The organism is Clostridium sp., from assembly GCF_016650035.1.
GTDB lineage: Bacteria > Bacillota > Clostridia > Clostridiales > Clostridiaceae > Clostridium_AD.
In genome coordinates, this window is record NZ_JAENWM010000038.1 from 1 (window position 1) to 21276 (window position 21276).

17 protein-coding genes and 2 pseudogenes are annotated in these 21276 nt (G+C 32.4%); 2 read left to right on the forward strand and 17 right to left on the reverse strand.

Going from position 1 to position 21276, the window contains the following annotated elements:
- Positions 1-190 precede the first annotated feature (190 nt).
- The 6 genes and pseudogenes from JJD95_RS10505 to glyA all read right to left on the reverse strand — a co-directional run.
- A pseudogene (locus JJD95_RS10505) lies at positions 191-451 on the reverse strand (Glu/Leu/Phe/Val dehydrogenase dimerization domain-containing protein); the annotation flags it as partial.
- Positions 452-905: 454 nt separating this feature from the next.
- Positions 906-1748 (reverse strand): metal ABC transporter permease, encoded by an 843-nt coding sequence (locus tag JJD95_RS10510; protein ID WP_291642971.1) that lies wholly within the window; start codon positions 1746-1748, stop codon positions 906-908.
- Positions 1748-2572, reverse strand: coding sequence for a metal ABC transporter ATP-binding protein (locus JJD95_RS10515; RefSeq protein ID WP_291642999.1), 825 nt, complete (start codon positions 2570-2572; stop codon positions 1748-1750). Before JJD95_RS10515 ends, JJD95_RS10510 begins: the two co-directional genes overlap by 1 nt.
- A gap of 14 nt (positions 2573-2586) precedes the next feature.
- Positions 2587-3504 (reverse strand): metal ABC transporter substrate-binding protein, encoded by a 918-nt coding sequence (locus JJD95_RS10520; protein WP_291642972.1) that lies wholly within the window; start codon positions 3502-3504, stop codon positions 2587-2589.
- Between the two features lie 301 nt (positions 3505-3805).
- Entirely contained in the window at positions 3806-5905 is a 2100-nt protein-coding gene (locus JJD95_RS10525) for a sodium-translocating pyrophosphatase (protein ID WP_291642973.1), read from the reverse strand.
- Positions 5906-6202: 297 nt separating this feature from the next.
- On the reverse strand, positions 6203-7438 hold the full coding sequence (glyA, locus tag JJD95_RS10530; RefSeq protein ID WP_291642974.1) for a serine hydroxymethyltransferase: 1236 nt from the start codon (positions 7436-7438) through the stop codon (positions 6203-6205).
- A gap of 240 nt (positions 7439-7678) precedes the next feature.
- Here glyA and JJD95_RS10535 point away from each other — a divergent pair, with 240 nt between their 5' ends.
- Together JJD95_RS10535 and JJD95_RS10540 are read left to right on the forward strand one after the other, a co-directional pair.
- Complete coding sequence (locus JJD95_RS10535; RefSeq protein WP_291642975.1) at positions 7679-8452, forward strand: threonine/serine exporter family protein; 774 nt, start codon at positions 7679-7681, stop codon at positions 8450-8452.
- Positions 8449-8892, forward strand: coding sequence for a threonine/serine exporter family protein (locus JJD95_RS10540; protein ID WP_291642976.1), 444 nt, complete (start codon positions 8449-8451; stop codon positions 8890-8892). Before JJD95_RS10535 ends, JJD95_RS10540 begins: the two co-directional genes overlap by 4 nt.
- 31 nt (positions 8893-8923) lie before the next feature.
- On the opposite strand, the gene JJD95_RS10545 is transcribed toward JJD95_RS10540, so the two are convergent.
- From JJD95_RS10545 to secD, 11 genes and pseudogenes are all read right to left on the reverse strand, one after another.
- Positions 8924-9211, reverse strand: coding sequence for a metal-sensitive transcriptional regulator (locus JJD95_RS10545; protein ID WP_291642977.1), 288 nt, complete (start codon positions 9209-9211; stop codon positions 8924-8926).
- 198 nt (positions 9212-9409) lie between these two features.
- Positions 9410-11194 carry an aspartate--tRNA ligase gene (gene aspS / locus JJD95_RS10550; RefSeq protein ID WP_291642978.1) on the reverse strand — a complete coding sequence of 595 codons (1785 nt, stop codon included), beginning with the start codon at positions 11192-11194 and terminating at the stop codon, positions 9410-9412.
- A gap of 6 nt (positions 11195-11200) precedes the next feature.
- Entirely contained in the window at positions 11201-12472 is a 1272-nt protein-coding gene (gene hisS, locus JJD95_RS10555; protein ID WP_291642979.1) for a histidine--tRNA ligase, read from the reverse strand.
- Positions 12473-12496: 24 nt separating this feature from the next.
- Positions 12497-13924, reverse strand: a complete 1428-nt coding sequence (locus JJD95_RS10560; RefSeq protein ID WP_291642980.1) for a coproporphyrinogen III oxidase — start codon at positions 13922-13924, stop codon at positions 12497-12499.
- Positions 13925-13975: 51 nt separating this feature from the next.
- Positions 13976-14584 carry an MBL fold metallo-hydrolase gene (locus JJD95_RS10565; protein ID WP_291642981.1) on the reverse strand — a complete coding sequence of 203 codons (609 nt, stop codon included), beginning with the start codon at positions 14582-14584 and terminating at the stop codon, positions 13976-13978.
- Between the two features lie 10 nt (positions 14585-14594).
- Entirely contained in the window at positions 14595-15041 is a 447-nt protein-coding gene (dtd, locus tag JJD95_RS10570) for a D-aminoacyl-tRNA deacylase (RefSeq protein WP_291642982.1), read from the reverse strand.
- Between the two features lie 36 nt (positions 15042-15077).
- On the reverse strand, positions 15078-17261 hold the full coding sequence (locus JJD95_RS10575) for a bifunctional (p)ppGpp synthetase/guanosine-3',5'-bis(diphosphate) 3'-pyrophosphohydrolase (RefSeq protein ID WP_291642983.1): 2184 nt from the start codon (positions 17259-17261) through the stop codon (positions 15078-15080).
- 159 nt (positions 17262-17420) lie between these two features.
- Complete coding sequence (locus JJD95_RS10580) at positions 17421-17939, reverse strand: adenine phosphoribosyltransferase (protein WP_291642984.1); 519 nt, start codon at positions 17937-17939, stop codon at positions 17421-17423.
- A 138-nt stretch (positions 17940-18077) separates the two neighbouring features.
- Complete coding sequence (locus JJD95_RS10585; RefSeq protein WP_367114802.1) at positions 18078-18953, reverse strand: DHH family phosphoesterase; 876 nt, start codon at positions 18951-18953, stop codon at positions 18078-18080.
- A gap of 158 nt (positions 18954-19111) precedes the next feature.
- Complete coding sequence (secF, locus tag JJD95_RS20070) at positions 19112-20014, reverse strand: protein translocase subunit SecF (protein WP_367114803.1); 903 nt, start codon at positions 20012-20014, stop codon at positions 19112-19114.
- Positions 20006-21265, reverse strand: a pseudogene (secD, locus tag JJD95_RS20075) (protein translocase subunit SecD); the annotation flags it as partial. The gene secF and the pseudogene secD, both read right to left, overlap by 9 nt.
- Positions 21266-21276 lie beyond the last annotated feature (11 nt).

Below are 21276 nucleotides of genomic sequence, written 5' to 3' on the forward strand. Positions count from 1 at the left end.
AGGTTTTAGTATTTTAAATTTATTAGTGTAGCTATTTAACAACTAAATGTTTTTTTTAAAAATTCTTGCACCGTGCAGGCTTGTTTGCTATACCTGTTTTTATTACAAACCGCTCTAATATCATTAAATTTTATAATTCTATACAACTCAAAACAAATTCAAGTTTTATTTATTAGTTTCCGTGAGTACTCGGTCCGATAGCACCATTAAATTGTACACGATAACCTTTATTTACCTTTACAACTCCCTTGTCATCTATCCATGGTACTCTAAATATAATTTGTCGTTCAGGTTCTATTATCATATCAAATATCCCACCCGTCACCCACTCAGGATATTTTTCAGCTACAGGTTCCAAGTATTCTAGTATTTCTTTTACAGCCTGATGAAATTCTGGTTCATTAGGATTTTTATTAATTACTTGTTGTACTAAACTTGATAATAAGCTCATTTTGATATCCCCCTATTTTTTAATTAACTAAAAATTGAATTTCTTTTTTTACAGTTACGTCATAAATCAATAGATTTTATTGTGAATCATCTTTGTTATATGTATATGTATATGTCACCTTTTAAATTATAATACAACAAGATGTGATTCAGTTTTAAATTGGCATAAATGGTATAATTCATCTTTCTATATAATAAATTATACCATATTTTAATAATTATACCACTATTAGTTTTTTTGTCTTAGTGATAGATAATTAAAATCAACTGTCACATTAAGTTAATTTATTCTACTTTCATAAATGCAAAAAAAACAGAGACAGTTTCGCCTCTGATTTTCTAAATTTTATAAAAATTTTTACACCCAATGCGGCCATAATGGTATCTTTTGAAGACATCCCAGCTACAATTCAATATATAATAACTAATTTGTACCCTGTTTACTTCTTATTCTTTTATGAATAAAATTTTAATTTCGCAAAAAATGTAATTCCGAAAAATAATGAAGATATAAGTACCATCGTTGCACCAGAAGCAGACCCTAAGAAATAGGATAAAATAAGTCCCGACACCCCCGAAATAAGAGCAATTGTTACGGAATATATATGATACTGCTTTATATTGCTAGAAATATTTCTTGCGGCGGCGGCAGGTAGAACTAACATAGAACTTATAATTAGAACACCTACCCATTGAATAGATATTGTTACAATAACTGCAACAGTAATTGTAAATAAGTATTCATAAAATTCAACGTTAATTCCTCTGCTTCTCGCCAATAATTGATTTACACTTACTAAAAGCAGCTTATTAAATGCAATTGTCCAAATAATAATTACAATTACAAATATAATCGGAAGTATTAACAAATCCATTGAACTAATACTTAATAAATCGCCTATAAGATAAACAGAATATTTTGTAAACCCGCCCCTGAATGATAATATTACAATACCCAGAGCCACTGCTGTGGATGAGAAAACGCCAATTATAGTATCAGTTGAAGAAGTATTCACATTTTTAACCTTAATTATTACTACAGCAAGCATAAATGAAAATGCAAGCATAGACCATATTGGATTACTTATGCCTAAAATTACCCCAATGGCTATTCCTGTGAGAGCCGAATGTCCTAGCGCATCTGCAAAAAAAGCCATTTTATTATTTACAACCATAGTGCCAAGTAACCCAAACATCGGAGTAACCAATAAAACCCCTAATAATGCATTTTTCATAAATACATAATGAGCCCATTCAAATGGGAGTAAAAAATCTATTAGATTATACCATAAAGACATTAATCATCATCCTCTTCATTTTTGTTTATCAAGACTTTATTCCAATCTACACCAAACACATCAATTACTTTCTCATTGCTAAATACTTCCTCTGGGGTTCCACAGCATTCAATGGTTTTATTATTGATAAATGCAATTCGGTCAGCGTATCTTGATACTAAAGGTAGATCATGAGAAACTAAAATAATAGATAAATCATAATCTTTTCTTAAATTTGATACAGTTTTATAAAATAATTTTAGCCCGTTTTGATCAATTCCTGATACTGGCTCATCTAATAATAATATATCTGGTATAGGCTGAAGCGCTAAGGCTAAAAGCACTCTCTGCAATTCTCCACCAGATAATACCCCCAAACGCCTGTCTATAAGGTATTCTCCCTCAACTAGGGATAAACTTTCAAGCGCTTTTTTTCTTATATTTTTTGAAATTGAAAACCAAACAGGTTTGATACTTAATGCAGCTGAAAAAATATCCAAAACGCTTACTGGTGAACTATAGTCGAAATCAAGCTTCTGAGGTACATACCCCATTTTAAGTTTACGTACAAGCTTTTTGTTTCCGTCAACAAACGTGATATTCCCTGAATGTGGTATTCCTCCTAGTAAAGCTTTTAAAAGTGTACTCTTTCCAGCACCATTTGCACCTATTAAAGCAGTCAAATCTCCACAATGAATGTGGAGATTAATATCTTTTAATATTTCTGTTTTTCCAATAGCAACTCCAAAATCTTGTATTTTTGTGCAACATAACCCACAACTGCACTTATTACAATTTATGTTTCGAATTTTATTATTATTTGTCAGCTTATTACTATTTGTCATCTTATTACTATTTATCATTTTAAGGCCTCTTCCAATACTTTTAAATTACTGTCCATAATGTTAATATATGCGTCTTCCACCATAGATCCTGTAACCGCTGGATCAAGAGTATAGACCTTTGCACCTGTTGCCGTTGCTATAGTTTCAGCATGTTCTGCTGAATATTGTGGTTCTACAAACAGTGCTTTTATTTTTAATGTCTTCACTTTCTCAATAGTTTCCTTTAATTCTTTTGCACTTGGAACAGAACCAGGTTCACGCTCGATAACTCCTACTATGTTAAAATTAAATTCCTTGGCAAAATACGGAAATGCCTCATGGAAAGTAATAATGTCACGATTCACAATAGCATCTAATGATTTGTGCATTTTTTCTCTTTGAATCTCAAGTTTCTTTATATATATGTCTGTATTGTCTTTATATTTTTGTGCATTACTAGGATCCAAAGTAGATAACTGCTCTCCAATGTTTTTCACTTGAGTAATTGCGTTAGAAATACTTACCCATACATGTGGGTTATCTCCCACATCACCTTCACTTTTAATAAGCTCTATTCCCTTGCTAGATTCTATAATCTTAAGATTCGGCATTTGTTCTGTTACCTTATCCATAAATGATTCCATATCTGCACCATTAGTTACAAACACCTGTGCACCATCTAGTGTTTTCATGTCATTAGTAGTAATTGAATAGTCATGAAGACAACCTGCCGTTGGTTTAGTCATACTAATAACTTTTACATTTGGAATATCCTTTGCAACATTCAATGTAAATATATACATAGGATAGAATGATGCTGCAATTGTCAGTATTTCTTTATCTCCTGCTTCAGCACCAGAGGATATATTACTGTTTTTGTCGGAAGTACATCCGCTAAAAAGTACTACACTTGCAAGTGTAATTGTTATAATTTTAGTAATTATATTTTTCATTTTTGATTCACCCCTTCATCAAATGCAAGTGACTTGCATTTACAATTCTTTTATATTATATAATTACTTATAAAAAATTGCAACCCTATTTCTCTATACTACTGTATAATTGCCAATTTAAATAATATTTATGGACCTTCCACTAAAAAATTAATAATTAATGGTGAATTTCTTTCGATAATTCACTTTAATAAAATGGTTCACTGTCATGGCTTCTGCGTGATCTATAGTGATTGTTGCAATTCACTTACTCTAAAAGAAAAAAAAAAGAGGCAATCCACAAAGGATTGCCTCTTTTTGTCTAAAATATTGAAAATCTTAAAATAAACGCTGCAAATACTATTGATACCATTGAAAGTAACTTAATCAATATATTTATGGCTGGACCTGAAGTATCCTTAAATGGATCTCCTACAGTGTCACCAACAACGGCAGCTTTATGACAATCTGATCCTTTTCCACCTAGGTTTCCTGCTTCGATATATTTTTTAGCATTATCCCAAGCTCCACCTGAATTTGCCATCATAATAGCAAGCACAAACCCTGTTACCGTTGCTCCTGCTAGAAGTCCTACAACTCCGTTTACACCTAAGAGTAAACCAACTACTATTGGAATCCCAATAGCGAGTAGTGCAGGCAGAATCATTTCCTTTTGAGCTGATTTTGTACAAATGTCAACACATGTTGCATAGTCAGCTTCTGCTTTGCCATCCATAAGACCCACTATCTCTTTAAATTGTCTTCTAACTTCTACCACTATAAGGTGTGCTGCCTTACCTACTGCATCCATAGTAAGTGCTGCAAATATGAAAGGCACCATTCCACCTATAAATAATCCTATAAGAACCTGAGGATTTAAAACTGATAGATTAAAAACAAAATCTAAATTTTCTTTTTTAATAATAATTTCTATTTGACTTTTATATGCTGCAATAAGTGCAAGAGCTGTTAAAGCTGCTGAACCTATAGCAAAACCTTTGCCTGTAGCTGCAGTAGTATTTCCTAAAGAATCAAGAGCATCTGTTCGCTCACGTACAATAGGATCTTGATGAGTCATTTCTGCAATACCACCAGCGTTATCCGCTACAGGACCATAAGCATCCGTAGCCAAAGTAATACCTAATGTACTAAGCATACCTACTGCAGCTATTCCTACACCATATAAACCCATATTGTAATCTGTTGCTCCTCCGGCAAAATAAAAACTAGCAGCTATAGCTACAGCTACTATTATAACAGGAAGAAAAGTAGACATCATCCCAAGTGAAAGGCCACCTATTATAACTGTGGCTGCACCAGTTTCTGTTGTCTTTGCTAATTTCTGAGTAGGACTATATGTATCTGATGTAAAATACTCTGTACAAAAACCAATTAAATTACCTGCTATAAGACCAGTTAATATAGCAAAGTAAACTCCAATGTGCTCCATTCCAAGCACATTTTTTACTAGGAAGAATGTAAGCACTGCAATTATTGCAGAACTAACGTAAACACCACGCCTAAGAGCACCTAAGAGACTCTTTTGCTCAGCTTTTTCTCCTGATTTAACAAAGAAAGTTCCGATAATAGACGCAATTACGCCTATAGATGCTATAGTCATAGGAATTGTTACACCTTCCACTCCAAGTCCAGCTGCTACTGCAAGTGCAGCAGTTGCTACTATTGACCCAACATAAGATTCGTATAAATCCGCGCCCATACCAGCTACATCTCCAACATTATCTCCAACGTTATCTGCTATAACTGCAGGGTTTCTTGGATCATCTTCAGGAATTCCTGCTTCAAGCTTACCTACAAGGTCTGCACCTACATCTGCAGCTTTAGTAAATATACCTCCACCAACACGTGCAAATAATGCCATAGCACTAGCTCCCATTCCACATGTGATCATTGCACTTGTTATATTTTGAATTCTTAATCCCGCTTCTAAATCTCTATAGAAAAAATCTAATAGATAATAAAATATGCTAATATGAAGAAGTCCAAGACCTACAACAGTAAGTCCCATTACCGCACCACTTGAAAAAGCAACATTTAAAGCACTATTAAGACTTTTCCCAGCTGCATGTGTAGTTCTGACATTTGCACGAGTTGCAATTTTCATTCCTATAAAGCCTGCAAGTCCTGATAAGAACCCTCCACTTATAAATGCAAAAGGTGCAAATGGAGTAATAAATCCATTTACTGCAAGTATTCCAAGTATTATAAACATAGCTGCAAAGAAAATAGCTACCCCTGTGTACTGCCTTTTCAGATATGCATCTGAACCCTTTCTAATTGCCATCGCAATTTTTTTCATCTGTTCATTTCCTTCTTCTTGTTTTAATACTTTGTATGCAAGAAACCCAGCAAAAGCAAGGGCTACTATGGAACAAATTGGAGCTAAAACTAATAAATTCAATATAATTGCCTCCTTGTATAATCTAGTTATAGGTTTTGATAAGAGCCTACCAATACCATACTTCGACAAACTAATGTCATTTACCTTTTATTTTACATAATAAAAAAAATTTTTTTTGATTATGTGTGTCACCACAAATAAAAATTCTTGAACAAAGTGTTAATTTTGCAAATGAAGGCAACTTAAATATAATGATATTAATACGAGAAGGGATATATTATACATGTATAATATATCCCTTCTCGTATTACCCTCACAGAGAGTTAAACGTTTTTTTCTATTATAGTATTCCCATTTCTAATACATTGGAAACTTACTACATAACTTAATTACTTTTTCTCTGATTACTCCCAAATCCCCTTCTCTATTTTCTATAGTCTCATTCATAAGCTCAGCTATAATTTTCATTTCTGCTTCCTTAAATCCTCTTGTAGTTACAGCAGGTGTTCCAACTCTTATACCACTTGTAACAAATGGGCTTAATGTTTCATTTGGTACAGTGTTTTTGTTTACAGTAATTCCTACAAGGTCTAATAGCTTTTCAGCTTCTTTACCAGTTATATTTTTATTTGTTAATTCTATAAGTAACAGATGGTTATCTGTACCTCCGGATACTAACTTGAAATTATATTTTAGGAGTTCTTCTCCCAGAACCTTTGCATTTTTAACTACTTGATCAATGTAATCTTTGAATTCAGGTCTAAGAGCTTCTCCAAAACAAACAGCTTTAGCTGCTATAGTATGCATTAATGGGCCACCTTGCATGCCCGGGAAAATGGACTTATCTATTTGTTTTGCATATTTTTCTTTACATAAAATTGCTCCACCTCTAGGTCCCCTTAATGTTTTATGTGTAGTTGTAGTAACAAAATCAGCATACGGAACTGGTGACTGATGTGCTCCTGTTGCTACAAGTCCTGCTATATGAGCCATATCTACAAACATTAATGCTCCTACTTCATCACAAATCTCTCTAAACGCTTTAAAATCTATAGCTCTTGGGTAGGCACTTGCTCCAACAACTATCATTTTAGGATTATGTTTTTTAGCTAGTGCTCGCACTTCTTCATAATCTATAGTCTCTGTTTCTAAATTAACTCCATAAGGAATAACGTTATATAATATCCCCGAAAAATTCACCTTACTTCCATGAGTTAAGTGTCCGCCATGGCTCAAATTCATACCTAATATTGTATCCCCTGGTTTTAAAACAGAAAAATAAACAGCCATATTAGCTTGTGAACCTGAATGGGGTTGTACATTAGCATGTTCTGCTCCAAAAAGTTCTTTTATTCTATCTCGGGCTAAATCTTCGGCCTTATCAACTACCTCGCAACCGCCATAATACCTTTTACCAGGATAGCCTTCTGCATATTTATTAGTCAATATAGAACCATTAGCTTCCATTACAGCTTTACTAACAAAATTTTCAGAAGCAATTAGCTCAATATGATCCTCTTGTCTTGTATTTTCCTCTTTAATAATATCGTAAATTGCTAAATCACTTTTTTTTAAGTACTCTGTCATATTCATACCCTTCCTCTCATTTTAAATTAACTCATGTAATAATAATTTTAATAACATAAAAAAATGTAAATATAAAATATATATTGTAATTACATTATAAATTTTTTTATGATTTATATCAACCTAAATATATTAAATAACTTAATTTTCTAACAAGTAATACTTTAGGTGGTTTATGGTATATACTTATAGTGCAATTTTTATTATTTTATATCTAAAAAAAATTAAATACTGAAAGGAGATTAAATGCATATTGATGATATCATTCATGTAGCTGCTGAAGCTGGTCAAATTATCTTAGAAAATGGTGGAGAAACTTATAGAGTAGAGCAAACAATTATTATGATATGTAAATCCTATGGCATACCACTTACTGAAAGCTTCGTTACTCCTACTGGTATTATGGTTTCAATCACTAATAGTGAAAATCAAACCATTTCATTAGTTAAAAGAATAAATACTAGAACATTTAATCTTCGTAAGGTTTCTATGATAAATAATCTATCTAGAGAAATAGTTTTAAATCCACTATCTATGGAAGATATGAGAAAAGAACTTGCTTATATTAACACTTTACCTCCTTATTCTCAAAAAACCACAACATTTTTCGCTGCTTTATCTTGTGGTTCTTTCGCCATACTTTTTGGTGGAAATTATAAAGACTTTTTAATAGCCTTTCTAATTGGAGCTCTTATAAATACTTTAAGTGGATCGTTAGATAAATTAGATGTAAATGGTTTTCTAAAAAATATGCTTAGTGGTGCTTTAGCTGCCCTCATAGCCCTTATATCTACATCTTTAAACTTTGCAGGAAATATGGATACTATAATAATAGCCTCTATAATGATACTGGTCCCAGGTATTTCTATAACAAATGCAATAAGAGATACTATTGCGGGTGATTTAGTTTCTGGCGTATCAAGATCTATCGAGGCTCTTTTCACAGCAATGGCAATAGCTGCGGGCACAAGTGTAGTTTTTAAAATATGGACATTGTTATTTGGAGGTGCTTTAATATGATCCTTAGTTCATTTTATGCTTTTTTAAGTTCTCTTGGTTTTGGAGTACTCTTTAATATAAGAGGTAAAAACTTAATTATAGCCGCAATTGGGGGAGGTCTTAGTTGGTTTACATATCTTCTCGCAGGAAAACTTCAACCATCCTTAGTTTTTTCATTATTTGTTGCTTCCTTGGTTGGGAGTATTTACTCAGAAATAATGGCAAGACTTCGGAAGAGCCCTGTAACAATATTTATAATCTGTTCAATCATCCCTCTTGTTCCCGGTAGTGGGATGTATTATACTACGCTTGAAGCAGTAAAGGGAAATTTTGATGCATCTCTATCCAAAGGTGTAGTAACCCTATTTAGTGCAGGTGCTATTGCAATTGCAATAGTTTTTGTATCATCTATCAGTACAATTTTAAACAAACTAAAAAGAAAGAAAAAAATAAAGAAGTAAAATTTGATTATAAATTTTACTTCTTTATTTTTTACTTTAAAAACATAAGAAAAGTTGAAATAAGTTCTTGAATTTTTTCTTCTTCAATTGGATCATCTTCGTGTATAAGACAATTTTTAGTATATCTTTCTAAAACTAGCCCACCAACTTTAGTCGTAGCAGAACGTACTGCGGCCACTTGCACCAGTATATTCTTACAGCAAGTTTCACTGCTCACCATCTTTTCTATACCTTTAACCTGGCCTTCAATTTTTCTTAATCTAATTTTAATATCTCGAACTAGTTGTTCATCCATTGATATATCATTTTCATTTGTCATTTTACCACTCCCATAGGTTATATTATATACCCCGTATAGGTACTGTTATAATTATATCATCCTAATTTACACAAATCAAGATAAAAATTTAAATAGCCTATTTTCATTTTAATTTAATTATCTTTTAATTATTGAAGAGAAAAAACAGCATAATATTTAGCTATTATACTGTTTTTTTAAATATATACTTTTAGTGTATTATTTTTTTATTTCTGTTTTTGTAATTCCAAGTTCTTGAAGTTGTTTATCATCAACCATATTTGGTGCTTCAGACATTGGACAGTAAGCATTTTGATTCTTAGGGAATGCTATTACGTCTTTAATATTTTCAGTGCCTGCTAAGAACATTACAATTCTGTCTAGTCCAAAAGCAAGTCCACCGTGTGGTGGTGGTCCATATTTAAATGATTCAAGTAAGAACCCAAATCTTTCCCATGCTTTCTCCTGAGTAAAACCTAAGACTTTAAACATAGTTTCTTGTAACTTAGAATCATGTATTCTTATGCTTCCTCCACCTAATTCTTCGCCGTTTAGCACTATATCGTAAGCCTTAGCACGAACTCTACCTGGATCTGATTCTAAATACTGCAAATCTTCGTCCATTGGCATTGTGAAAGGATGGTGAGCTGCTATAAATCTATTTTCCTCTTCGTTATAATCTACTAGCGGGAACTGAGTAACCCATACAAAGTTAAACTCTTTATTATCTTTTAAAATTTCAAGTTCTTTTGCTACCTGTAATCTTAATGCACCTAGGGCTTGTAGAGCAATACTATCTTTGTCAGCCACTATTAGCACTAAATCTCCAGTCTTTGCCTCTACCTTATTTAAAATAGCTTGCATTTGCGCTTCATTTAAGAATTTAGATATAGGAGATTTAATTTCATTCTCTTTACATGCAATGTAGGCCAGGCCTTTTGCTTTGTATGTCTTAACAAATTCACCTAATTTATCTAATTTTTTTCTACCCATGTCTGCAGCATTTTTTACTACTATAGCTCTTACAGACCCCGCATTATCGATTGCACTTTTAAATACTACAAATTCACATTCACGTGATTCTTCAGTAATATCAACTATTTCCATTCCGAATCTTAGGTCCGGCTTGTCAGAACCATATTTATCCATAGCTTCTTTGTAGGTTATTCTTTTTATAGGAAGCATAACATCTTCATTTACTACTTCTTTAAATAATTTCACAATCAAGGCTTCATTTACTGCTATGACATCATCTTCCTCAACAAAGGACATTTCAATATCTACTTGCGTAAACTCTGGTTGTCTATTTGCTCTTAAATCTTCATCTCTAAAGCATCTTGCTATTTGGAAGTACTTATCATATCCAGACACCATTAATAGTTGTTTGAAAAGTTGTGGTGATTGTGGAAGTGCATAGAACATTCCAGGGTAATTCCTGCTTGGAACTAAATAGTCACGGGCTCCCTCAGGAGTACTTTTTGTAAGCATAGGCGTTTCTATTTCTAAAAAACCATTTTCGTCTAAAAAGTCTCTAATAACTTTAGCTGCTTTATGACGTATCATAAGAATTTTTTGCATATCCGGTCTTCTTAAATCAAGATATCTATATTTTAGACGAACATTTTCTGAAGCGTCTAAATTTTCTTTTATATATATAGGTGGAGTTTCTGATTCGGATAATATCTTTATATTTTTACCTTGAAGCTCTACTTGACCTGTAATCATATTATTATTAGGATCTTGCCTTTTAATAATTACACCAGTTACAGCAATGCAGTACTCTGATTTTACTAAATCTGCCTTTACAAAAGCTTCTTTGTTTATTTCTTCTCCAAATACTAACTGTAGAAGTCCTGTTCTATCACGTAAATCTATAAAAACAAGGCCACCTAAATTTCTTTTTCTTTGAACCCAGCCCATAACTGTTACTTCATTTAATATGTGTTCTTCTCGAAGATCTCCACACATATTGGTTCTCTTTAATCCTTCTAATGCTTCTGCCATTTTATTTTATTCCTCCCTAAAACCTTGATCATTAACTATGTTAACTATTTCTTCTAAGTTGTCTAAGTTAATTTCAAACTGTTGTCCATCAAACATTCTTTTTATTTTAGCGTTTCTACTTTGGATTTCATCCTCGCCTAAAATAATTGTAAAAGAAGCTCCAATTTTATTAGCGTATTTCATTTGAGCTTTTACACTACGTTCCATATGATCACATTCACACTTGATTCCCTTTACTCGTAAACTGTTTACTATTTTAATAGCTTGATTTTTTGATTCAGCGTGCATTGACCCAATATAAAGTTCCATGTAATTTTCTTTAGGGATTTCTATACCATTTTCCTCAAGCGACATTAATAGCCTTTCTATTCCCATCCCAAAACCCATCGATGGCAAATCAGGTCCACCTATTTCATGGATTAAATTATCATATCTTCCTCCACCGCAAATCGCAATACCGTTTTTGTCATGTACTTCAAATACAGTCTTAGTGTAGTAATCAAGTCCTCTTACTATATGTGAATCTACTTTATACTCTATATCCATAACACTCAGATATTTCTTTAAACTTTCAAAATGAGTAGCACATTCCTCGCAAATATAATCTGATATAATAGGTGCACCGCTAACTATGGCCTTACAACTATTAACTTTGCAATCCAGAATCCTAAGTGGATTTTTTTCAAATCTGCTTACACAAGTTCCACAAAGTTCATCAAGTTTAGGCTCTAAAAATACTTTTAGTGCTTCATTATATTTTTTTCTACAACCCGGACATCCCATACTGTTAATTTTAAGCTGCACACCTTTTATTCCAAGTTCACTATATATTCTCATAACAAGGCTAATTACCTCAGCATCAACAGAAGCTTCCTTAGAACCACAAACTTCAACCCCAAACTGATGATGCTCCCTAAATCTTCCCTTTTGCATTTTTTCATATCTAAAACATGGAGTAAAATAATACAGCTTTGTAGGTTGAACCTCATTAAAAAGACCATGTTCTATAAATGCTCTTATTGCAGGTGCTGTTCCCTCTGGCTTTAGTGTAATGCTTCTTCCACCCTTGTCCTCAAAAGTGTACATTTCCTTTTGTACCACATCTGTAGTTTCTCCTACTCCTCTTATAAACAGCTCAGTATTTTCAAACATAGGTGTTCTAATTTCTTTGCATCCATATACAGAACAAAGATTTCTAAATAAATTTTCAACATACTGCCATTTATAAGCATTTTCCGGTAGCATATCCTTCGTACCCTTCGGTGCTTGAATATTCATTTTATTCCTCCTTTTACTTAGTTTTTAATTATATAGGGTATCTAATAATGCAATTTTCTTTTCAATCATCTCATCTATACGTTTTATATACTCTCTAACATCTTTCACGTTGGCAAATCTCTCATGCCTGTTTTCTTCTAAAAAAACAACCTTACAAACTGCATCTGCACCAAGTGCAATAATTGTTTGTTTTTCCTCAATCATTTGGATATTGTATATTCCCTCTTTACCTGGTGTTTTATATCCTATGTTTTCCATGTTACCCACCATATTCTTTTGTCTATACATATAATAGGGTTCCATATGGAGTTTTTTAGATAACTCTACAGTTTGCTGGTACATTTTATTTAATTCTTCTTGGCAAGGAACTTCAAACTTATAATCATTAAGCATGCTTTCATGAAGCTTTGAACCTCTTTTTATAGATAGTCCATGAATTGTAATACTATCAGGTTTAATAATAGATATTTCATGGCAAGTTTTTATTACATGTGAAATTTTTTCCCCTGGGAGTCCTATTATTAAATCCATATTTATATTATCAAAACCAAGTTCTCTAGCCATATTAAATTTTTCAGAAACGCTAGCTACAGAATGATTCCTGCCAATTAGTTTTAATGTATCATCGTTCATAGTTTGAGGATTAATGCTTATTCTATGTACTCCATATTTTTTCATAGTAGTTAGCTTTTCAAAGGTTATACTGTCTGGTCTTCCACATTCTACTGTAAATTCCTTCACTTTATTGACTACAATAAAAGCTTCATATATAGACTGCATTATACCTTCAAACTGCTCATTATTTACAGAAGTGGGCGTTCCCCCTCCAAAATATACACATTCAATATTTAGATGTTTATCTTTAATGTATGTACTTATACTCTCTATCTCATGTGACAGTGCCTTAAGATAAGGACCTACTACTGTTTTGCAACTATTTATAGGATTTGATGTAAAAGAACAGTATAAACACCTTGTGGGACAAAATGGCATGCCAATATAAACACTTATGTTGTCTTTTTTTGTGTTGACAATATTTTGCTCAAACCTTGCAACATCAATACAAAGTCTCGCCTTATCTTCTCTCGCAACATTTTTATCTTTGAACTCAGCTATGATAGCTTCATCAGTTGCACCCTCTTGTAACCTCTCTAGAGCTCTTTTAGAAGGCCTAATTCCTATTAAAGTACCCCAAGGAAGCACACTAGTTGCATTTTTTGAAAAATATAAAAAAACAGCTTTTTTAACTTCTTCTTTAATTTTATAAACCTTATTAATTTTGTACTCATAACATTCAGCCTGGGAATGTATTTCTATTATATATTCCTTAACTTCAATATTAAAATCATAATCTTCTTCTACAAATTTAATTTCGGGAAATAGGTAGAATAAATTTATGATTTGATATACATCATAATTGAATTTTGAATTGTTTAACTTTACCTTTATCATTTTAACTCCTTAATGAAACATAGAATATGTTTTTTCTCCCTAAACCCTAGATTAATCCTGTAAAAAGGGATTATTTAATTTTTCATTGTTTATTGTGCTAATTTGTTGGTGACCAGGATACACAATAGTATCACCAGGCAGAGTTAATAGTTTTGATTTTATACTAGTAATTATACTGCCAAAATCTCCTCCTGAAAAATCTGTTCTTCCAATTGAACCTGCAAAAAGAGTATCTCCAGTGAAAACGCAATTTTGTACTAAAAAGCACATACCACCTGGAGTGTGACCTGGCGTATCTATGCAAGCAACTTCTAAGTTTGCTATTTTTATTATATCACCCTGTTTTATTATTTTATCTGCCCCACCTTTGATGAGAGGACCAAATAAATGCTCTCCCTTAGTTATTAAATCATCGTCTAATTTACTTATACATACTGTTGCCTTTGTGATGGTCTTGAGCTCCGCTACACCTGTTGTATGATCTAGATGTCCGTGGGTCAAAAGTATATACTTAACACTGGCGCCCATAGTATCTATAGCGCCAGCGATATCGTCAACATCTCCACCCGGGTCTAAAACCACAGCTTCCTTGGTATTCTCATCCATTACAATATAACAGTTTGATCCATATATTCCTGTAACAAGTTTTTTTATTTCCATTTTAAACCTCCTAAAAATCTTTCTTACTCTCTAAAAGCAAAGTTACTGGTCCATCATTTTGTATGAAAACTTGCATATCCGCGCCAAAACTCCCAGTTTTAACTTCACCTAATATATCGCAGCACTGTTTAACAAATTCCAAATACAGTACTTCAGCTTTTTCCCCACCAAGTGCTCTCATAAAATTTGGTCTTCTACCTTTTCTACAATCTCCATATAGTGTAAATTGAGAAACTACAAGCATTTCTCCCCCTACGTCTATTAAGGATTTATTCATCTTTTCATTTTCTTCAAAAATTCTAAGATTTAATATCTTATCCTTTAAGAATTTTATATCTTCTTCAGTGTCTTCTTCGCATATTCCAAGAAGAACATTTAATCCAAAGCCTATTTCACTAACTAATTCCCCATTAACTTCAACCTTTGATGACTTAACTCTTTGCACTACTGCTCTCATAAATATCCCCCCCTTAAATAGAATAATTTTGTTGTGTTAGTTTTTTATTCTATAAACTTCTATTACACCAGATAATTTGGTGATTTTCTTTTGCAATTCTTTCAAATGCTCTATATCAACTATCCGAAGCTTTATGTTTATTAAAGCCACATTATCTTTTGAGGTTTTTGCGTTAATTGAGTATAATTGTGTTTTTGTTAATGTTATTACCTCCATTATGTCGGCTAACAAACCATACCTATCATCTGCTCTAATCTGAATTTCAGTAACGTATCCTTTTCCCTCACTATTTCCCCAACTTACCTCAACAACTTTGTTTATTTCATTGTTTATTAAGTTTTCAATGTTTTTACAGTCACATCTATGAACAGAAACTCCACGTCCCTTTGTTATATAACCTATTATTTTGTCCCCTGGAACAGGATTACAGCATTTAGCGAAACGCACAAGCACATTGCCAAGGCCCTTGACTATTAAACCTGAAAAATCCACTTGCTTTTTCCCATCCTTACTTCCACTTTTCGTTATCTTTTGTTCAATATCTTCTATGGTCAAATCATCTGGTTTATTTTTATTTTCAAAAACCTCTCTAAGTCTATTAACTATAGTCGGAGGCATAATATCTCCTACTCCAACACAAGCGAATAAATCATCTAGAGTTCTAAAATTATGTCTTTTATAAATTTTTTCTATTGCTTCACCCTTGGCAATTTCACCAAAATTATATCCTTGCCTTTTAGATTCTCTTTCTAATAATTCTTTTCCTTTTTCAATACTCTCATCCTTTTTAGCCTTCTTAAACCAAGCTTTGATCTTGCTTTTAGCTTGATTACTTTTTGTAATATTAAGCCAATCAATACTTGGACCCTTAGGCGAAGTTGAAGTTACAACCTCAACTATTTCTCCTGTTTTTAAGTGATATTCCAGAGGTACCATTCTTCCATTTACTTTTGCTCCCATACACCTATTCCCTATATCCGTATGAATTCTATAAGCAAAATCAATTGGTGTTGCATCAATTGGTAGATTAATAACCCTTCCCTTTGGCGTAAATACAAACACTTCATCTGAAAATAAATCAATTTTAAACCCTTCCAGAAATTCTTCTGCATCGAAGGTTTCTCCTTGCCATTCCAAAATATCCTTTAGCCATGAAAATTTAGAGTCAAAATTTTCATTTTCGCTTTCCTGTGTACCTTGTTTATATTTCCAGTGAGCTGCAATCCCATACTCTGCAGTTTTATGCATCTCATAGGTTCTAATTTGAATTTCAAAGGGTTTACCATGAGGTCCTATTACCGTTGAATGTAAGGATTGATACAAATTAGGTTTTGGCATAGCAATATAGTCTTTAAATCTTCCTGGAATTGGCTTATAAACCGTATGCACTATACCTAGCGCTGCATAGCAATTTCCAATATCATTAACTAAAATTCTAATTGCAGTCAAATCAAAAACTTGATCTATTGTCTTGTTTTTAGACGCCATCTTTCTGTATATACTATAAAAATGTTTTGGTCTACCATCAATGTCAGCTTCTATTCCAACCATGTCCAAGTTGAATTTTAAATCTACCATTATATTATTTATATTTTCTTCTCGCTCAACTCTTTTTTCTGCTATTTTTCTTACTAAATTATAATATTCATTTGGGTTTAAATACCTGAGTGATAAGTCTTCAAGTTCCCATTTAATTTTCGACATTCCAAGTCTGTGGGCTAGAGGGGCATAAATATCCAGTGTTTCTTTTGCCTTTTGCTTTTGATTAGCTACTGGCATATATTTTAAAGTACGCAAATTATGAAGTCTATCTGCAAGTTTAATAAGGATAACCCTAATATCCTTTGCCATAGCTAAGAGCATTTTTCTAATATTATCTGCTTGTTCTTCTTGTTTAGTCTTATATTTTATTTGACCAAGCTTAGTTACACCCTCTACTAAATTTGCTACTTCTATATTAAACTCTCTGCTTACATCTTCAAAAGTATATACTGTGTCTTCAATTACATCATGAAGTAATCCTGCAACAATTGTGCTTGTATCAAGTCCCATTTCTGCTAAAATGCAGGCGACTTCTAGCGGATGCACAATATACGGCTCACCTGATTCTCTTTTCTGATCTTTATGAGCAGCATAAGAAAAATCAAAGGCTTTAATAATAAGGTCTTTATCTACAGAATTACAATTATTCTCAATTTTATATAGCAATTTTTCCAACATGGCTTTTACACTCCTAAAATCAAAGGCTGGTTTTATTAACCAGCCGATACTTTTTACTAATATTATATAATATTGTGTAGAATTTTGCAATTTAAATTTATATATAATATATTTTATTAATATGATAATTAAATAATGGGCTTACATATTGAAACATCGTTAAATGTCATACTTTACAAGAGACATTATATCATATCCCTTTAACTTATCTTTTCCATTAAGTTCTGTTAACTGGATTACGAAGTTTAAGGAAACAACTTCTCCACCCATTTGTTCTACAAGCTTTGTTACTGCTGCAACTGTACCGCCAGTGGCAAGCAAATCGTCAACTATCGCTACCTTTTGTCCAGGTTTTATAGCATCCTTATGAATTTCCAGTCTATCTGAACCATATTCAAGCTCATACTCTACTTGTAAAGTGTCATAAGGTAATTTCCCAGGTTTTCTTACTGGTACAAATCCTGCACCAAGAGCATAAGCCACGGGTACACCAAATAAAAAGCCTCTAGCCTCAGGTCCTACTATAATATCAATTTCTTTATCTTTTAAATACTCGGCCATAGCATCTATAGTATATTTAAGTGCTATTCCATCTTGTAATAAGGTAGCTATATCTTTAAAACTAATTCCCTTTTTCGGAAAATCTTCTATTATTCTAATATGTTTTTTTAAATCCACGATTATTCCCCCTCTAACATTAAATCAAAATACATAAACCATTCTTTTATTATAGGTATATTCAATGTATATTATACTAACGATTATATTGCTATGTATATGCACTAATATGTAACACAACAGCCATGTGAAATTCCACTAAATCATTAAACTGTTTTTTAATTCCTTATCTAAGTACTTGGATATCTGTAATGCTCTAGCACTATCTGAGGTAATAAATAACTCAACCACAATTTTAGCATTATCCATTCTTCCAACAGGATTAACAGTGGGCACTACTTTTAATGCTAACTTTGATACTGTATCCTCATTAATATTAATAATATTGTGGGTTTTTTTCAGTGCACAAATTCCATAATTGCTTGAGCAATTTAACTGTTTTATACCTTCTAAGGCTATTATTTTATTTTCACTATTTAACTTAGTTTTACTAGAAACAGTTCCAATCATTACCAGATCCAAATATTTGTTAACGGATTTCATCTTGTAATGTAACGATATTGCTTGTGCAAGTTTAAAGGCTATGCCTGAAGCTCCCAAACCCTTAAAAGGGTATTTGCAACCTCTTTGTTTAGGATCTACTACGATAGTGTCAGGAGATTGTTTAATAGGTTTATGAAAATCCGTCACTATAACATCAATCCCTCGTTTTTTACATGCTTCTACTTCGCCTAATGAATTGATGCCACAACCTAAGGTTATTATAAGGCTTGGTCCTAAATATTTTATATGACTATTTATATCTTTTTCTAGTAGATCACGACTTTCACAAGGCTCATTTGGTATAAAATACTCAACATCAGCATTTACAAAATTCAGCACTAACATAAGTACGGAAATTGCCGTAATACTATCCAGATCATAAAAACCATAAAGAACAATTTTTTCTCTTTTATTTATAGCTTTCACAATTCTATATAATGCAGCTCCCATTCCCTTTAACAAAAATGGATTATACATATTATAATCTATAAAGTCATTATTGGTCTTTTTCATGTTTTTGTGATAATCCACCATAAACACTCCTTAAAGTTAATAGAAACATAATAAGTATAATTTAAATTTTATAATTTTACAAATTTTTTTTCAAAATAAAATAAAAAAAGACGAAGAAGCAATTATTTTGTAATACTTCTTCGTCTAATTCTATTATTGTATAAGTTCTCACAATCTTAAGCTATTGCTTTTTTCGATACTTTTTTGCGTCTTTTTTTAAGCAATACCCAAGTAGGACTCGCTATAAAAATTGAAGAATAACACCCAACTAATATTCCTATTATTAGTGGAAGACTAAGTTCTCTTATCGCTGGTACAAATACATACACTGCAACTATAGTAAATAATGTTGTAGCAACCGTATTTATTGATCGTGCTAGTGTTTGTGTAATACTTGTATTCGTAATATCTTCTATGGATGACTTTCTCATGCCATTATTGTTTTCTCTTATTCTGTCAAATACTACAATAGTATCATTAATTGAGTACCCGACTATAGTTAAAATAGCCGCTATAAAAGGTGAATTTACTGGTATGCTAAATATTGCATATACTCCAAGAGTAATTAATATATCATGTACGAGTGCCGTTACAGCCGCAAATCCGAATTTAAATTCAAATCTAATACCTATATACACCAACATACAAATAGTAGCAGCAATTAAACCAATCAGTGCTTTTGATTTTAATTCACTACCAATAGATCCCCCAATATAATCTTGTGAAAATTCACTAGATTTGTAGACAGCTTTGATTTCTTCTTGCAAAGTAGCTATTTCATCAGCAGAAAGAGCATCGCTAACTATTACTTCGAAATCATTACCATCATCTACAGTTTTAGATGTATATTCACCTTTTGCGCTTTTATCAATTATTTTATCTGCATCTGCTTTAATAAAAGCTTGGTTCATAGTTATATCAAGTTTTGTACCACCTTTGAAATCTATACCTAAGTTTAGTCCGTTTTTAGCCATAGCTCCCATTCCTATTACAATTATTAATAGGGAAATAGCAAACCATATTTTAGTCTTTTCAACTATCTTAAATGGTTTACGAGATTTAGCAGCGTCCCTCTTCACACCAAAATGAGATGTTTTACTTAATAGTCCCATTCCAACTGCTAATTTTAATAAGTATCTTGTACTAGTAAACGCTGTAAATACACTTAAAGTTATACCAATCATAAGTGTTAGTGCAAATCCTTTAACTGCTCCTGTTCCTACTGAGTATAAAACCACTGCAGCAATTATAGTTGTAATATTTGCATCTAGTATTGATGACAGTGCTTTATGAAATCCAGAATCTACAGCGGATTTTATTGATTTTCCAGTTCTAAGCTCTTCTTTTATTCTCTCGAATATTAAAACATTAGCATCTACTGCCATACCAACAGTAAGTAGGAATGCAGCTATACCTGCGAGAGTAAGTGTTACATTAAGTGCTGAGAATGTTCCAAGAACCAAAACCACATATAAAATTAGTGATATATCTGCAATAATTCCAGGTGCTCTATAATATAAAAGCATAAATAACAATATAAATAATATTCCTATAGCTCCAGCTTTCATGCTTAATGGCAATGCATTCTTACCTAAAGTAGCTCCAACTGTTTTAACCGAAACAGCTTTTAGTGTTACAGGTAGTGCTCCTGATTTTATAATTTGAGCTTGTCTTGTAGCTTCTTCTAATGTGTATGTTCCAGAAATTTCAGCCTTACCATCTGTAATGATGTCATTCACTGTAGGGCTAGTTAACTCCACATCATCCATAAAAATAGTAATTGGCTGTCCTAAAAATTTCTTTGTAGCTACAGCAAATTTTTCCTTGCCTGATTCATTAAGTTCAAGATTTATAACAGGTTGATTATCTTGATTTATGGATGTAGAAGCATCTTTTACTTCTGTACCAGTAAGAATAGTAACGTCATCAGGTCCAACAAATTTAAGCACTCCTGATTTTGCAACAGTATCAAGAACTTCCTTTTGATCGAATTTACCTGGTATTTCAATTCTGATTCTATTACTTCCTTCTTGAACAACTAGAGTTTCGCTAACTCCCATTTTGTTGGTCCTCATAGTAATAAGTTCAATTGTTGTACTCATGTCTTTATCAGAAACTTTTTCCCCTTGAATTTCTTCTAACACAGAAATTCCACCTTGTAAATCTAAACCTTTATTTATTGTTTCAGTAAATGGTTTAAACCTATAATCTCCTATTTTAAGCCCTTGGAAACCAGAATATGCTAATATTCCAACAACAAATACACTGATTAAAAACAGTATAGTACTTTTTTTCTTTTTCATCTTTATCCCCCTTCGTTTCCTATTCATTAATACAATTA

Excerpts from the sequence above, each read along its gene's own strand:
- JJD95_RS10510 (WP_291642971.1), bottom strand. The coding sequence starts at position 1,748 with ATGTCTTTATGGTATAATCTAATAGATTTTTTACTCCCATTTGAATGG.
- JJD95_RS10515 (WP_291642999.1), bottom strand. The coding sequence starts at position 2,572 with ATGACAAATAGTAATAAGCTGACAAATAATAATAAAATTCGAAACATA.
- JJD95_RS10520 (WP_291642972.1), bottom strand. The coding sequence starts at position 3,504 with ATGAAAAATATAATTACTAAAATTATAACAATTACACTTGCAAGTGTA.
- glyA (WP_291642974.1), bottom strand. The coding sequence starts at position 7,438 with ATGAATATGACAGAGTACTTAAAAAAAAGTGATTTAGCAATTTACGAT.
- JJD95_RS10535 (WP_291642975.1), top strand. The coding sequence starts at position 7,679 with ATGCATATTGATGATATCATTCATGTAGCTGCTGAAGCTGGTCAAATT.
- JJD95_RS10540 (WP_291642976.1), top strand. The coding sequence starts at position 8,449 with ATGATCCTTAGTTCATTTTATGCTTTTTTAAGTTCTCTTGGTTTTGGA.
- JJD95_RS10545 (WP_291642977.1), bottom strand. The coding sequence starts at position 9,211 with ATGACAAATGAAAATGATATATCAATGGATGAACAACTAGTTCGAGAT.
- aspS (WP_291642978.1), bottom strand. The coding sequence starts at position 11,194 with ATGGCAGAAGCATTAGAAGGATTAAAGAGAACCAATATGTGTGGAGAT.
- hisS (WP_291642979.1), bottom strand. The coding sequence starts at position 12,472 with ATGAATATTCAAGCACCGAAGGGTACGAAGGATATGCTACCGGAAAAT.
- JJD95_RS10560 (WP_291642980.1), bottom strand. The coding sequence starts at position 13,924 with ATGATAAAGGTAAAGTTAAACAATTCAAAATTCAATTATGATGTATAT.
- JJD95_RS10565 (WP_291642981.1), bottom strand. The coding sequence starts at position 14,584 with ATGGAAATAAAAAAACTTGTTACAGGAATATATGGATCAAACTGTTAT.
- dtd (WP_291642982.1), bottom strand. The coding sequence starts at position 15,041 with ATGAGAGCAGTAGTGCAAAGAGTTAAGTCATCAAAGGTTGAAGTTAAT.
- JJD95_RS10575 (WP_291642983.1), bottom strand. The coding sequence starts at position 17,261 with ATGTTGGAAAAATTGCTATATAAAATTGAGAATAATTGTAATTCTGTA.